Source organism: Gibbsiella greigii (assembly GCF_039540155.1).
GTDB classification, from domain to species: Bacteria; Pseudomonadota; Gammaproteobacteria; order Enterobacterales; family Enterobacteriaceae; genus Gibbsiella; species Gibbsiella quercinecans.
Genome location: NZ_BAABEM010000022.1, coordinates 229,475 through 243,514, shown reverse-complemented (window position 1 = coordinate 243,514; position 14,040 = coordinate 229,475). Strand labels below are relative to the sequence as shown.

Genomic DNA, 14,040 nt, shown 5'->3' with positions numbered 1-14,040 from the left:
CAAATTTCCCTTGCTGTCGCCCTTTGTTCACATGATAATAATTATCAGTTTGATATTAATTACCATTTTGCTGCCACTGCATTATCGCCTGTAAAATCATATTGGCATGCTGCTGGCCAACAGAACAATATCGTGGCGCGAATCGTTCGCCATATCGCAACCCAAGGAAATTGCCGCATGAAATCTTCTCTGACACGCCGCCTGGCGCTTTGTATCGCACTGGCATTACCGTTCACCGGCGCCGCCGCTGAGCGCATTGTTTCAATCGGGGGCGACGTCACAGAAATCGCCTTCGCGTTAGGCGCAGGCGATGAAGTTGTGGCCCGTGACAGCACCAGCCTGCACCCAACCGCCGTCACGAAATTACCGGACGTGGGCTACATGCGCCAATTGAATGCGGAAGGTATTCTTGCCCTCAAGCCGACGCTGGTACTGGCCAGCGAGTTGGCAGAGCCGGCGTTGGCGCTGCAACAGGTTGAACAAAGCGGCGTTAAAGTGGTACGCGTCCCCGGTGACAGCACACTGGATGCCGTGCCGCAAAAAATCAGTGTGATCGCCGCAGCGGTTAACCGCGCGGCTCAAGGCCAACAGCTTACCGAGCGCTATCGCCAGCAGTTGGCCGCCGTCGCCAAAACGCCATTACCCGTCAAAGTCTTGTTCGTGATGAGCCACGGCGGAATTTCGCCAATGGCCGCCGGCCAGCACACGGCCGCCGACGCCGTTATTAACGCCGCCGGCCTGAAAAACGCCATGCAAGGCTTTACCCGCTACCGCCCGCTGTCACAGGAAGGCGTGATCGCCGGCCAGCCGGATCTGTTATTGATCACCACCGACGGCGTGAGCTCCATCGGTGGGATGGAAAAGCTGTGGCAACTGCCGGGCCTGGCGCTCACGCCGGCGGGTAAAAACCACCGGGTTTTGATCATTGATGATATGGCCTTGCTGGGCTTTGGTCTGGAAACGCCGGCCGCATTGCAAAAACTGCGTAATGCGGCGGAGCAAAAATAATGCGTTACCGTGTAACTCCGCGCGTGGCCATCAGCAGCCTGCTGCTGTTGCTCACCGTTTTGGTGTTGGGGGCGGCGAACATGGGGGCGCTGTCGCTCTCTTTTCGCACCCTGTGGCAAATGCCATTTAGCGACACCGCTTGGCAAATCTGGCTGAATATCCGCCTGCCGCGCGTGCTGTTAGCGGTGGTGATCGGCTGCGCGCTGGCCGTCGCCGGCACGGTGATGCAGGGACTGTTTCGCAACCCGCTGGCCGATCCCACCCTGCTGGGCATCAGCAGCGGCGGCGCCTTTATGGTGGCGATGGTCATCGTGGTTCCTTTCGCATTGCCGCCGGTCATCGCCCTCTATAGCCATATGGCGGCGGCGTTCCTCGGCTGCCTGGTGGTGTCGGTTGTGATCTTCGGCATCAGCCGCAGCGGCCACGGCAATTTGTCCCGCCTGTTGTTGGCCGGTATCGCCATCAATGCCCTGTGCATGGCGGCCGTCGGTGTGTTGTCTTATCTCAGCAGCGATCAGCAACTGCGTCAGTTCTCTCTGTGGATGATGGGTAGCCTGAACCAATCGCAGTGGCCGACATTAACCGTCGCGGCATCGCTTATCCTGCCAGCCGTATTCCTGACGCTGCAACAGGCCAGAAAACTCAACCTGCTGCAGTTAGGCGATGAAGAAGCCCACTACCTTGGGGTTGACGTGCAACGCACCAAGCTGCATCTGCTGCTGCTTAGCGCCCTGTTGACCGGCGCCGCCGTAGCGATGAGCGGCGTGATCGGGTTTATCGGCCTGGTGGTGCCGCACCTGATCCGGATGCATCTGGGCGGCGATCACCGCTGGCTGCTGCCGGCTTCGGCGCTGGGCGGCGCCTGTCTGCTGTTGGTGGGCGATACACTGGCGCGCACCCTGGTCGCCCCGGCGGAGATGCCGGTTGGGCTGGTAACCAGTTTGCTCGGCGGCCCTTACTTTTTATGGCTGGTGATGCGCCAGCGGGAGCGTACCGGTGGCTGAGAGCACAACGCTGCTGGCGGCACGCCAGCTTTGTTACAACCTGGGTACACGGCGGTTGATTGATGATGTGTCATTGACTATCGCCAGCGGTGAAATGGTGGCCATCATTGGCCCGAATGGCGCAGGGAAATCCACCTTGCTGCGCCTGCTGACCGGCTACCTGGCGCCCGGCAGCGGGGAATGCCGCCTGCTCGGCAAGCCGTTGGCGCAGTGGCAGCCACAGCAACTGGCCAAGGTGCGGGCGGTCATGCGCCAACACAGCAGTTTGGCGTTCCAGTTCAGCGTGGAAGAAGTGGTGGCGATGGGGCGTGCGCCCTACGGCCAGCGCAACATGCAACAGGCGGTGCAACAAGCGTTGCAACACACCGACTGCCTTAGCCTGGCGCAGCGTGACTATCGCCAGCTTTCCGGCGGGGAACAACAGCGGGTGCAGTTGGCGCGGGTCTTGGCGCAGCTCTGGCAGCCGGAACCAACGCCGGCCTGGCTGTTCCTGGATGAGCCCACGTCGGCGTTGGATCTGTATCACCAGCAGCATAGCCTGCGCCTGTTGCGCGGCTTGACGCGCAGCCAACCGCTGGCGGTATGCTGCGTGCTGCACGATCTGAACCTGGCCGCGCTGTATGCCGATCGCATTTTGCTGTTACACCAGGGCCGCCTGGTTGCCGCCGGCACCCCGGCGCAGGTGCTGCAGGCCGAAATCCTCACCCGCTGGTATCAGGCGGATCTTGGCGTTGGCGCTCACCCGGAAATGTGCCTGCCGCAGGTCTACTTGCGCCAGTAACACGCGCAGTGCCTCATGGCGGCGGCATTCAGCCCCGCCATGAGGCCATTCATCAACTGGAACAGGAAACTTCCAGGCGTTTTCCCCATTCCGGCGGCAAGGCGGCAAGATCGTCATACTGCGGATCATCTGCGAACGGCGCCAGCAGCGCCTGATGTAACCGGGCCAGCACGCTGGCATCATCCTGCTCTGCCGCGTCAATCGCTTGCTGCGCCAGGTAGTTGCGCAAGATCAGCTTCGGGTTGGCCGCCTTCATCGCCCGCCGGCGTTCAGCATCGCTCACACCTTCCTGCTGCAACCGTTGGCGATAACGTTGGTACCAACCGTCAAACGCCGCACGATCGATAAACTCATCGCGTAATGGTGATTGCGCCTGCCCCTGCTGCACTTCGCTCAATAAATAAAACGTGCGGGTATAGTCGCGCCCTTCCTGCGCCATCAGGCCGAGTAACCCGGTCAGCAGATCGTTATCCTGTTTGCTTTCGGTAAAAAAGCCCAGCTTGGCGCGCATCTGCGTACCGTATGCCCGCATCAGCGCCGGTTCATAGGCCGCCAGCGCGGTTTGCAGTTGCTCTGTGCTCATCAAACCAGACAGCGCCTGCGCCAGGCGGTGCAGGTTCCACAACGCCACCGCCGGCTGGTTGTCAAACGCATAGCGCCCTTGATGATCCGAATGGTTGCAGATGTAATCCGGCCGGTAATCATCCAGAAATCCATAGGGGCCGTAGTCGATGGTGATGCCGAGAATCGACATGTTGTCTGTGTTCATCACGCCGTGCGCAAAGCCAATGCACTGCCACTGCGCGATCAGGCGCGCGGTGCGCTCCACCACATCAGTAAACCATGCCGGGTAAGGGTCTGCCGCACCGGCCAACTGCGGCCAGTGGTGCGCGATCACATAGTCCGCCAGCTGTTTTACCTGCTGCGGCTGTTTGCGATAGTAAAAGTGCTCAAAATGCCCAAAACGCACATGGCTTTCCGCCATCCGCATCAGCATGGCGCCCCGCTCCGGCCGTTCGCGAAACACCGGCTGTTCGCTGGTGACTACCGTTAATGCCCGGGTGGTCGGGATCCCTAAATGGTGCAGCGCTTCCGAAGCCAGAAACTCACGGATCACCGAGCGCAGCACCGCCCGCCCATCCCCCATGCGCGAATACGGGGTTAAACCGGCACCCTTCAGGTGCCAGTCCATACGGCGCCCATCGGGCAATATTTGTTCACCGAGCAAAATCCCCCGGCCGTCACCCAACTGACCGGCCCATACGCCAAACTGGTGACCGCTGTAGACCTGTGCCAGCGGTTGCATTCCCGGCAACAGGGTTTCACCGGCCCATTGAGGGCTTTTCTCTGCGCTAAACTCGCTTTCAGCCAGCCCCAGCTCACGCGCCAGTGGTTGGCTATGATACAGCAGGCGCGCATTTTTCAACGGAGTCGGTGCTAATGCCGTATAAAAACCAGGCAACTGCGTGTAATAACTGTTATCAAACTGCGGCATAGGCTCCCCGTTCAGCTATTTATCGCCCGCCATGAAGCATCAGGCACCCACGCAGGGCGATATAAAATCAACGTAATAGCCATAAGTGTATACACAAAATCATTCAAGATGCATCGAGGCGGCAAGTGAGAAAATCCCCGGGAGCATAGATAGCTATGTGACCGGGGTTTCTGAACGCAGCCAACAAAGAGGCAGTTTGAAGGATGACGTGTATAGCACCTGGAAGGATTAACATAAAGTAACTGCAAGGAGAATGGCGGCATTAGGCGTTACGCTGCCGTGAAGGAAGCAATGAATTGGCGATATCCTGTTGCGTGTAGCAGTGCCATAAATAGCCCTGCATTAAATACTCCCCGCTTTGCTGCGCCTGCGCCAAATACTGCGTTGACTCAACGCCTTCGATAATCACTTTGTTACCGGCATATTTTTTAATTTTGGCAAGCGCAAGCGGGAATATTGGCCTATTATGGTATTTCCAGAAAAAGTCTTTATCCACCTTCACAAACTCATAAACCCGATGGCGTATGGCTTGAATGCCGGCAGCACCTTTACCAAAATCATCCAGCCAGAGCGTAAAGTGCTTATACAACTGTGCGATTAGCCTGTTGCCCACCCCTTCGTTAATGCCCGGGAAAAACTCATTGATTTCCAACCGGACGAAGGGCATTTTTTTGATCAATTTGAAAATATGGTGCGAGCCCAGTATCAATGTCGCGCAGTCAGCATCAACGTTGACGGAAACCAGCACGCCTTTGGCAACAAAAAGATCCGCATACTGGCTTATGTATTGAATCTGTTTGATAAATATCTGTCGGCGGGTGTCTATATCCAGATCGTAATACGTCAAGCAACTCCCTTGGGGGCCATTGTCGCATCTTGTTAATACTTCAAAGGCAAAAAAGTCTCCTGAAGGGAAGACAATAGGCTCAAAAATGAACCTAACCTCTTCAACAGAAAGAATTTTCAATTTTCCCACCCCGTCACGACTCATTATCAGTATTCATTATATATGATCGTCTTTAATGATCAATTAATATAATTCGATAGATATTAACTATTAAGGATATCAGATATTACCCTATTCGCTTACTCAAACCCAATGAATTAGTTAATGATTTTTTATTTTTTAAGAATTCCCGTATAAAAGTGACATAAAATTGCTGTCACCGCCATGAGATAATTTAATGAAAAATCATTGGCGCGTTAATAATCACGCGGTGACGTACTGCGTGTTTCAACCTGCCGATTAAGGCGCATGAAAATGATAAAAACAGGGGAAAAAGCACGATAGCGCGAACAAAACCGGGGAGCAGCGGGAAAAAAACGGTGTGTGCCGGGCAAACGCCCGGCTAAATGCGGCGAGCCTGCCAGTACACTTTTCGCCAGTAGACATTATCCAGCGAGGAGCGGATCACCCCGCGGCTGGTCGAGGCATGAATAAACTGATCGTTGGTATCATAAATACCCACGTGTAGGCCATTTTCACCGGAGCCGGTTTTGAAAAAAACCAGATCGCCCGGCATCAATTCATCGCGCGAGATACGCGTGCCAAGCGCGGTTTGTTCTTCCGTTGAACGCGGCAGTTGCATATCGAAGCGATCGCGGAACGTGCGGTAGACAAAACCCGAGCAATCCACACCGGCATGATCCAGCCCACCGTAGCGATAAGGCGTGCCGTACCATTGGCGCAGCTGTTCATTCAATTGGGCGACCACCACGATCGAGTCAGCCAGTTTGCCACTGGGCGGTGGCGCATGGCTGCTGCAACCGGCAAGAATCAGGCAGGCGAATAAAAACCAAACACGCATCCGTTAATATCCTTACAGTGAATACGTTGCGCCAGCGCCGGCACAGGGGATAACGATCGCCGCCCGGCCGCCGCCCGCAAGGGAAAGCGCTATTTGGCATTAATTTATCCCCGGCCATAAGAAAAAGGCAAGCATTGTGAAAGAGATAATCGAACCGGGTCAGATTTTCACCGGCTTTTGGCGGCGCAATTGCCACGGTGGCTGCTGATTAACCCGACGCCGAGCAGAATCAACAGCATGCCCAGCGTCTTGAGCAGCGTCGCGGATTCGTGAAACCAGGGCAGCAACACGGCGCACACATAAACCAGCGCATAGCTCAAACTAAGCAACGGATAGGCCAGGTTCAGCGGCAAATAGCGCAAGGTAAAGAACCAACACAACATCGATAACGCATAGCCCAGCACCCCGCTGGCCACCGCCAACAATTGCCATTGGTAAAGCCAGATGGTGAGTACGCTGATATCCGCATAGTCCAACAGCGGGATCTGCCCCATTCCCCATTTCATCAGCAATTGCGCCGCCGTCACCAGCAGCACGCTGGCGATACCCCACAGATACCCTTTGCCTTTCATGCGCCTACGCTCATCAACACGATCCCCAGCATAATCGCCGCCACGCCACACCAGTGGCGCAACGAAGCTACCTCGCCGAACAGCCAACGCGCGGCCAGCGTCACCAACACAAAATTGAAGCTAAGAATGGGGTATGCCAGGCTAAGGGGCAGCCGTTGCAGCACGTTCAGCCATAACGCCATACCGGTGGCCAGCAACGCCACCGCCAGCCACAGCCAACGCAGCGTTGCGCCGATCCGCTGCGCCGGCGGCAGTTGCCAGCTTTGCGCCGCCCGTTTTTGGCACAGTTGCCCGGCGCAGGTCAGCAGGCTAACCATAATTATCAGTAGATAACCCATCATGGCCGTTGTGCATACCATAACAGCACCAACCGGTTCATCACCACCTGCTGATCCGGCTTCGGCAGCCCATCCGGCACGGAATCACCGCGCGGCAGATGCAGCACCAGTGCCACATTCCCCTGGCTGCGCGCCTGGGCCAACCAGCGAGGGAAATCATCTTCGCTGATGAAACGGCCGGCGGCATCCGGATACGCCAGGCCGTACTCCACTTCCCCTTTTTCGCGGTACATCGTGATATCACTGCGCTTTAGCTCCCACGCTAACCCGGCGGCAATACCGACGCTATTGGTCAGCACGTAGCGGCTGTGGCCAAGCGCCGGCCGATTGGCAGCGATGAAGTTCTGCGGCTGTTTCGAGTCAATCACCTGCTGCGGGATAGCGCCGCCAATCAGCAGACACAGCAGCAGCGGGCAACCGGCGGCCAAAGGCCAGCGCCGGCCATGATCCCCCAATGAAAGCAGTGCAAACAGCAACCAACCGCCAAAAGCAATCATACCGATAATCATTTTCGGCCACTCATCGGGGGCAAACAGCCGCACATCCGGCAACAACCCCAAGGCGATAACCAGCAGCGCCAGCATCCCCAGTAGGCCAAAAAGACCATTCAACACGGCATTGGCTTTAAACACCCGGTAACGCAACGCGCCGGCGCAGTCTTCGGCATATGCGGCGATCAACAGCGCCAGCGGTGCCATGCACGGCAGGATATACGTCGGCAGTTTCCCCTTGGCAATGCTGAAAAATAGCAGCGGCATGATGCCCCAGCTCAACAGGAAAAAACGCTGCGGATGCTGAAGGCGTTCACGCCAGCCCGCGGCCAACGCACCAGGCAGCAGCGCAAGCCACGGCAACACCCCGGCCAATAAGATCGGGATGTAATACCAGAACGGCGCTTTATGCTGGGCGTTGTCTTCAGCAAAACGTTGAATGTGCTCAACCCAGAAGAAATAGTGCCAATAATCCGGCTCACGCAGAGCCACCGCCCACGCCCACGGCAGGCTGATCAGCACGGCGGCGCAGACCGCTATCGGGCCATAGCACAGCAGTTGTTTAAAACGCCGTTGCTGGATGGTGATCGGCAATGCGGCAATCACCGGCACGGCCAGCGCCAGGAACCCTTTGGTCATAAACCCCATACCGCAGGCCAGGCCCAGCAACACATAAGCCCCCAACCGGGCTTTACGCGACGCCGCCTCCAGCGCCAGGTAGTAACAGACCATCGCGGCCGTCAGCCAGAGCGTAATCATTGGATCCAGCACGCTGTAGGAGCCAATGCTGAAAACCAGGGTCATGGAAAGGAAAATCAGCGCGGCAAGACCGGCCCGGCGCGTATTGCGCCACATCAGCCACGCCAGCGTGAAAATCAGGCAGGCCGTTAAGCCGGTGCTGAACGCCGCGCCAAAGCGCACGGCGAAGAGTGTGTCGCCAAACAGCCACTGGCTGACATTGTTGAACCAATAGCCTGCCACCGGTTTTTCAAAATAGCGCAGGCCGAGCAGATGCGGCACCAGCCAATCCCCACGCTGCAACATCTCGCGGCTGATTTCGGCATAACGGGTTTCATCCGGCTGCCAGAGCAAACGCCCGTTGAGCGGAATCAGGTAAACCAGGGTAAAAAAAACGGCCAGAATCGCGGCCCAAGCACTCTTTCTCGCCTTCATGGAGTACCCTTCACTTCGGTTTGACAGCCCAACCAGCCCTCTCGCCCAGGGAACGGCGCCCGTATGATCTGCCCTAACGGCAGCGCCGTGGTATCAACAGGCAACAGTGCGCCGAGTGGGCAAAATTGAATAGCCAGGCGTTCCGCCTGTTGCAATAGACGTTCGAACATCGCGCTCTGCGACATGCCTTCCACTTCGGTGTGGATGGTGTATACCGGCACACCGCGGCTGTGTAACATCCGCTGCAGAATGTAGTCGTTGTAATCCGCCAGGCTGACCTCATGACCAATCACCTCATCGAACGTCGGCAAGGTCACCGGGATCTGCACCGTGCCGATGCGACCATCCGCCAACAGCGGGCGGAACGGGTGCGTGCCGCGGCAATCGCTGTTGTAATGAAAGCCAAAGCGCTGCTTCACCGACAATACGCGTTGATCCGCACGCCAGCCGGCCACCGCAGAACACTTCACCGGCTGTTCAATGCAGGCGCGCAAAGCCCCGACGCCAAGCTGAATCTGGCGCGCCAGTTCGGCCTCGGACCAGCGCGCCACCTTGCCCTGCCAGCCCTGGTGATCCCAGGCATGCAGCCCCACTTCATGCCCGGCGCGCGCCGTTTGCTTCATCAATGGGCCAAAGGCGCGGGCGATGTTGCGCCCCGGCCACGCGGTGCCGGCCAGCAGGATATCCCAGCCATACAGCGAAGCGGCTTGTGAACGCAGCATTTTGCGCAGAAATGCCGGCCGCAGCAGGCGCCACACGTGGCGCCCCATGTTGTCTGGCCCAACGCTGAAAAAAAAGCTGGCCGTGATCCCATACTGTTCGAACAATTCCAACAGGCGCGGCACACCGTCACGGGTGCCGCTATACGTGTCGACATCTACCCGCAGGCCGACTTTTATCATCGGCTAACGCCCTTTTCCTGAACGTTGGTTTGCAGAAAGTAATCTAGCGTTTCGGCCACCGTCTGGCGCATTTTAATCGTCGGTTGCCAATCCAGCAGGCGTTGCGCATTCCTGATGCTTGGCGTGCGGTGCTCAACGTCCTGATAGCCTTTGCCATAGTAGCTGCTGCTTTCCACTGCGTTAAAACCGGCGAACGGTGGGAAGCGGTCACGCAACGGGTGCTGGTTGAAGCAATCCAGCAGCATTTCCGCCAGTTCGCGGATACTGGCTTCGTTGGTGGGGTTACCGATATTGATAATCTGGCCGTCGCACTGGCCGTCGCGGTTTTCGATAATGCGGAACAGCGCTTCGATACCGTCGTTAATGTCGGTAAAGCAGCGTTTCTGCTCCCCACCGTCCACCAGCTTGATCGGCGAGCCTTCCACCAGGTTGAGGATCAACTGGGTAATCGCGCGGGAAGAGCCGATGCGTGCGGCATCCAGGCTATCGAGCCGCGGCCCCATCCAGTTGAACGGACGGAACAGGGTAAATTTCAGCCCCTGTTGCACGCCGTAAGCCCAGATGACCCGGTCCAGCAGCTGTTTGGAGACCGAGTAGATCCAGCGTTGCTTGCTGATCGGCCCAACGATTAAGCGCGAACAGTCTTCGTCAAACTGCTGATCGTCGCACATGCCGTAAACTTCGGAGGTGGAGGGGAAAATAATACGCTTGTGGTATTTCACGCAGTCGCGCACGATTTTCAGGTTCTCTTCGAAATCCAGCTCGAACACACGCAGCGGGTTGCGGGTGTATTCGATGGGCGTTGCGATGGCCACCAGCGGCAGCACCACGTCGCACTTTTTAATGTGATATTCAATCCACTCGGAGTGGATGCTGATGTCCCCTTCCACAAAGTGGAAATGCGGATCGTCAAGGAAGCGGCAAATGGCGTCGGAGCTGATATCCAGCCCATAGATATCGTAGTTGCCGTCACGCAACAGGCGTTCGGTCAGGTGGTTGCCGATAAAACCGTTCACCCCCAGAATCAGCACCCGGGTGCGGCGTTTAACGGTGCTCGTCGGCTTGGCGCCCAGGCGCACATCGGTCACGATGCCCATTTCTTCTGCCAGGCGAACGCCGTGCACATACAGCCCCGCCTCGCTCTGGCCGGCGACGATTTCCAGCGCGCCTTCGCCACAGGCGATGGTCAGCGGTGCAGTGGCCAGCACGGTGCCCGGCTGTTTGTCATGCGGTGTATTCAGCACGCGCCCCTGCCAGACAATCACTTTCTGCTGGCCCAGGTAACTGAACGCACCCGGGTAAGGATCGGTTACCGCACGCACCAGGTTGTTGATTTCCCGCGCGGATTTATGCCACTGAATCTCGCCATCGGCGGCAGTGCGGCGGCCGTAATAGCTGGCTTCGGCCTCGTTTTGCGGGGTGAAGGTTACGCTGCCGTTCTTCAGTTGCGGCAAGGTGTCGTTCAGTAGGCTCTGCGCGGCTTCCCGCAGTTTACCGTGCAAGGTTAACGCCGTGTCATCCTCGCTAATCGCGACCTTATGCTGGGCAACGATGTCGCCGGCATCTGGGCGCTTAACCATTTTATGCAGCGTGACCCCGGTTTCGGTTTCGCCGTTAACCAGCACCCAGTTGACCGGTGCCCGCCCGCGGTAGCGCGGCAACAGCGATCCATGCAGGTTTAAGCCCCCCATCGGCGCCAGCGCCAGGATCTCTTCGCTGATCATGTTGCGGTAGTAGAACGAGAAAATCACATCCGGCTGCAGTTCGCGAATACGTTCAACCCACAAAGGGTGATTGACGTCCTCTGGCGCATAAACCGGCAGATTCAGCTCTGCGCCCAACCGCGCCACGGAAGAAAAGAAATGGTTTTCACCCGGCGCGTCGGTATGGGTGAACACGGCCTGCACGTCATAGCCGGCCTCCGTCAGCGCTTTTAAACCGGCGCAACCGATATCATGGTAAGCAAATACGATAGTTTTCATTACTCTTCTTCCTGAATGTGGTGGTTTGGCGTGGCGCCAACCACTTTCTGAACAAAATAACGTGGGCGGGCGCGCACATCGTTGTAGATACGCCCGATGTACTCGCCGAGTAGCCCCATACCGACAAACTGGGCGCCAACGAAGGTAAACAGCACGGCAAACAGCATGAATACCCCTTCGGCCCCCCACTGGGTGCCTAAGATCAGCCGCATGGCGATCAGCACTATCGCCAGTGTGAAACCGGACAGCGCTACGACGCTGCCCACCACGCTGAGCAGGCGCAGCGGCGTGGTCGTCAGGCAGGTGATCAGGTCATACATCAGGTTAATCAGCTTCATCAGGCTGTATTTCGAATCGCCGAATTCACGCTCTGCGTGCTCGACGTCGATTTCCGTCGTGCGGCGGGCGAAGGTATTGGCCAGGATCGGGATAAAAGTGCTGCGCTCATGGCAATGCAGCATCGCCTCGACGATGTGGCGGCGGTAAGCACGCAGCATGCAGCCGTAATCGCCCATCGATTTGCCGGTGGCGCGCTGGATCATCATATTGATGACGCGCGATGCGCTCTTGCGGAACCAGGAATCCTGGCGGTTGGCGCGCACTGTACCGACCACGTCATAGCCTTCTTCGGCCACGCTCACCAGCCGGGGGATCTCTTCCGGCGGGTTTTGCAGATCGGCATCCAGGGTGATGACCAGATCGCCGTGCGCCTGGTTAAAACCCGCCATGATCGCCGAATGCTGGCCATAGTTGCGGTTCAGCAGCACGGCGACGATATGGCTGCCCGGGCGATCGGCGGCCTCGGTTAATATCTCGGCGGAGTCATCGCTGCTGCCGTCATCAACCAGAATGATTTCATAGGCCTGGCGCAACTGCTGACAGGCGGCGGTGATACGTTCAATCAGCGCCGGCAGGCTCTGCTGTTCGTTGTAGACCGGGATCACCACCGATACGTTATTAATAGGTTCAACCCGCGGCACGTTCTGACTCCACAATTGAAAACAAGGCATTAACGACGCGATCGACATCTTCATCGCGCATATCAGGAAATAACGGTAACGAGCACAACCGCGCCGAGTTCCATTCAGTATTCGGTAATGAAAGCTGCGGATAGCGTTCGCGGTAGTATTTCTGCGTGTGTGCCGCGCGGAAATGCAGGCCAGTGCCAATGCCCTGCTCTTGCAGGCGCTGCATCAGCCGATCGCGGTCCAGGCCGCAACGTTCGGGATCGACGCGTACGATAAACAGATGCCAGGCATGGTCGTGCAGATAATCCGGCAGACCGAGCGGTTGGAAGGGGGAATCCTGCAACATCGCCTGGTAGCGCGCCGCCAGTGATTTGCGGCGGGCGTTAAGCTGCGGCAATCGTTGCAGTTGCACCACGGCAATGGCCGCATGTACGTCGGAAAGATTGTATTTGTAGCCCGGCGCGATCACTTCCGCCTGGGGTTTACGCCCTAGCTGTTGGCGATCGAACGCATCGACACCCAGGCCGTGGAATTTCAGGCTGCGCAGGCGCGCCGCCAGTGCGTCATCATCGGTGGCGATCAGGCCGCCTTCGGCACAGGTCATGTTTTTGATCGCATGGAAAGAGAAAATCACCGTGCCGCGCGCGCCCACCCACTCGCCGCGATAACGGGCGCCGGCCGCATGGGCCGCATCTTCAATCAGTGGAATATTGTGCCGCTGCGCCACGTCGCGCAGCGCGGCGATATCCAGCGGCGCACCGGCATAATGCACCGGCACAATCGCCTTGGTTTTCGGCGTGATAGCCGCTTCGACCGCAGCTGCGCTAACCATCAGTGTATCGCGATCCACATCAACCATCACGGGCGTGGCGCCGAGCAGCTCGATCATATTCGGCGTAGAAACCCAGGTCATTGAAGGTGTAATGACCTCATCACCCGGCCCAATGCCCAACGCCATCAGCGTGACATGCATACCCGCCGTGGCAGAATTAATGGCAATCGCGTATTTACAGCCAAAGGCGGCGCAAAAATCCGTTTCCAAACGTTGGTTGTGCGGACCGGTGGTAATCCAACCGGAGCGTAATACCTTTTCAACCGCCGTTATTTCTTCTTCACCCATGGATGGACGAGAGAATGGCAAGAATTGTTCCTGAGCCATAGTTAACCCTAAGCATATCGAGTTTGCGATAAGGCAATTATAGGGCGCTATTATTTAATGAAGATTAAACGACAAAGGAACAACCCAATAATATTTTATGAAAGGTGAATTTCTGTAAGTATAGTTAACCACCGCAATTAGAATCGTAACAATATTAATCCATGCATATGATTGTATTGAATAAAAATACCAAGCAAATATTAATTTATTTTGTTAACTTAATACAACCTTAATAAAAGATAGTTTAATCGCCGATTGTTCTCTTGTTCTTGTCGCAAAAATAAGAAAGTCTTGAAGAAAAATTCATATTCCGCAAATTCAATTTCATTTATATTCGTTTTGTTTAACTTCTATTTATA

The 14,040-nt window shown here is 56.8% G+C and carries 13 protein-coding genes; 3 read left to right on the top strand and 10 right to left on the bottom strand.

All coding sequences use genetic code 11. From position 1 onward, the window contains the following. The first annotated feature begins 177 nt into the window (after nucleotides 1–177). The 3 genes from AC559G_RS17055 to AC559G_RS17045 are packed head-to-tail and all read left to right on the top strand — an operon-like array spanning nucleotide 178 to nucleotide 2,793. A complete protein-coding gene (locus AC559G_RS17055; RefSeq protein WP_498913363.1) occupies nucleotides 178–1,008 on the top strand; it encodes a heme/hemin ABC transporter substrate-binding protein in 831 nt (276 codons plus the stop codon). Further along, complete coding sequence (locus tag AC559G_RS17050; RefSeq protein WP_438598785.1) at nucleotides 1,008–2,012, top strand: FecCD family ABC transporter permease; 1,005 nt, start codon at nucleotides 1,008–1,010, stop codon at nucleotides 2,010–2,012. The genes AC559G_RS17055 and AC559G_RS17050 overlap by 1 nt, the downstream gene beginning before the upstream one ends. Continuing rightward, a complete protein-coding gene (locus AC559G_RS17045; protein WP_498913360.1) occupies nucleotides 2,005–2,793 on the top strand; it encodes a heme ABC transporter ATP-binding protein in 789 nt (262 codons plus the stop codon). The genes AC559G_RS17050 and AC559G_RS17045 overlap by 8 nt, the downstream gene beginning before the upstream one ends. Nucleotides 2,794–2,845: 52 nt before the next feature. On the opposite strand, the gene AC559G_RS17040 is transcribed toward AC559G_RS17045, so the two are convergent. The 10 genes from AC559G_RS17040 to arnB form a co-directional block, all read right to left on the bottom strand. Beyond that, nucleotides 2,846–4,288 (bottom strand): protein adenylyltransferase SelO, encoded by a 1,443-nt coding sequence (locus AC559G_RS17040; RefSeq protein WP_498913358.1) that lies wholly within the window; start codon nucleotides 4,286–4,288, stop codon nucleotides 2,846–2,848. Between the two features lie 262 nt (nucleotides 4,289–4,550). Next, on the bottom strand, nucleotides 4,551–5,279 hold the full coding sequence (locus AC559G_RS17035; protein WP_498913357.1) for an EAL domain-containing protein: 729 nt from the start codon (nucleotides 5,277–5,279) through the stop codon (nucleotides 4,551–4,553). A gap of 358 nt (nucleotides 5,280–5,637) precedes the next feature. Continuing rightward, nucleotides 5,638–6,096, bottom strand: coding sequence for an NlpC/P60 family protein (locus tag AC559G_RS17030; RefSeq protein ID WP_095848559.1), 459 nt, complete (start codon nucleotides 6,094–6,096; stop codon nucleotides 5,638–5,640). Nucleotides 6,097–6,263: 167 nt separating this feature from the next. Further along, a complete protein-coding gene (arnF, locus tag AC559G_RS17025) occupies nucleotides 6,264–6,668 on the bottom strand; it encodes a 4-amino-4-deoxy-L-arabinose-phospho-UDP flippase (protein ID WP_498913356.1) in 405 nt (134 codons plus the stop codon). Next, nucleotides 6,665–7,009 (bottom strand): DMT family transporter, encoded by a 345-nt coding sequence (gene arnE, locus AC559G_RS17020; protein WP_498913355.1) that lies wholly within the window; start codon nucleotides 7,007–7,009, stop codon nucleotides 6,665–6,667. Before arnE ends, arnF begins: the two co-directional genes overlap by 4 nt. Beyond that, nucleotides 7,006–8,670 (bottom strand): 4-amino-4-deoxy-L-arabinose lipid A transferase, encoded by a 1,665-nt coding sequence (gene arnT / locus AC559G_RS17015; protein ID WP_498913354.1) that lies wholly within the window; start codon nucleotides 8,668–8,670, stop codon nucleotides 7,006–7,008. Before arnT ends, arnE begins: the two co-directional genes overlap by 4 nt. Next, a complete protein-coding gene (gene arnD, locus AC559G_RS17010) occupies nucleotides 8,667–9,572 on the bottom strand; it encodes a 4-deoxy-4-formamido-L-arabinose-phosphoundecaprenol deformylase (RefSeq protein ID WP_498913353.1) in 906 nt (301 codons plus the stop codon). Before arnD ends, arnT begins: the two co-directional genes overlap by 4 nt. Further along, the gene (gene arnA, locus AC559G_RS17005; protein WP_498913352.1) at nucleotides 9,569–11,554 is read right to left on the bottom strand and encodes a bifunctional UDP-4-amino-4-deoxy-L-arabinose formyltransferase/UDP-glucuronic acid oxidase ArnA; all 1,986 of its coding nucleotides are present in this window, start codon (nucleotides 11,552–11,554) and stop codon (nucleotides 9,569–9,571) included. The genes arnD and arnA overlap by 4 nt, the downstream gene beginning before the upstream one ends. Then, nucleotides 11,554–12,564, bottom strand: a complete 1,011-nt coding sequence (gene arnC / locus AC559G_RS17000; protein WP_498913351.1) for an undecaprenyl-phosphate 4-deoxy-4-formamido-L-arabinose transferase — start codon at nucleotides 12,562–12,564, stop codon at nucleotides 11,554–11,556. The genes arnA and arnC overlap by 1 nt, the downstream gene beginning before the upstream one ends. After that, nucleotides 12,521–13,681, bottom strand: coding sequence for a UDP-4-amino-4-deoxy-L-arabinose aminotransferase (gene arnB / locus AC559G_RS16995; protein WP_498913350.1), 1,161 nt, complete (start codon nucleotides 13,679–13,681; stop codon nucleotides 12,521–12,523). The genes arnC and arnB overlap by 44 nt, the downstream gene beginning before the upstream one ends. Nucleotides 13,682–14,040 lie beyond the last annotated feature (359 nt).

What these genes read in the sequence shown, in the direction of transcription:
- AC559G_RS17055 (WP_498913363.1), top strand. Translation starts at nt 178, where the DNA reads ATGAAATCTTCTCTGACACGCCGCCTGGCGCTTTGTATCGCACTGGCA.
- AC559G_RS17050 (WP_438598785.1), top strand. Translation starts at nt 1,008, where the DNA reads ATGCGTTACCGTGTAACTCCGCGCGTGGCCATCAGCAGCCTGCTGCTG.
- AC559G_RS17040 (WP_498913358.1), bottom strand. Translation starts at nt 4,288, where the DNA reads ATGCCGCAGTTTGATAACAGTTATTACACGCAGTTGCCTGGTTTTTAT.
- AC559G_RS17035 (WP_498913357.1), bottom strand. Translation starts at nt 5,279, where the DNA reads ATGAGTCGTGACGGGGTGGGAAAATTGAAAATTCTTTCTGTTGAAGAG.
- AC559G_RS17030 (WP_095848559.1), bottom strand. Translation starts at nt 6,096, where the DNA reads ATGCGTGTTTGGTTTTTATTCGCCTGCCTGATTCTTGCCGGTTGCAGC.
- arnF (WP_498913356.1), bottom strand. Translation starts at nt 6,668, where the DNA reads ATGAAAGGCAAAGGGTATCTGTGGGGTATCGCCAGCGTGCTGCTGGTG.
- arnE (WP_498913355.1), bottom strand. Translation starts at nt 7,009, where the DNA reads ATGATGGGTTATCTACTGATAATTATGGTTAGCCTGCTGACCTGCGCC.
- arnT (WP_498913354.1), bottom strand. Translation starts at nt 8,670, where the DNA reads ATGAAGGCGAGAAAGAGTGCTTGGGCCGCGATTCTGGCCGTTTTTTTT.
- arnD (WP_498913353.1), bottom strand. Translation starts at nt 9,572, where the DNA reads ATGATAAAAGTCGGCCTGCGGGTAGATGTCGACACGTATAGCGGCACC.
- arnA (WP_498913352.1), bottom strand. Translation starts at nt 11,554, where the DNA reads ATGAAAACTATCGTATTTGCTTACCATGATATCGGTTGCGCCGGTTTA.
- arnC (WP_498913351.1), bottom strand. Translation starts at nt 12,564, where the DNA reads ATGCCTTGTTTTCAATTGTGGAGTCAGAACGTGCCGCGGGTTGAACCT.
- arnB (WP_498913350.1), bottom strand. Translation starts at nt 13,681, where the DNA reads ATGGCTCAGGAACAATTCTTGCCATTCTCTCGTCCATCCATGGGTGAA.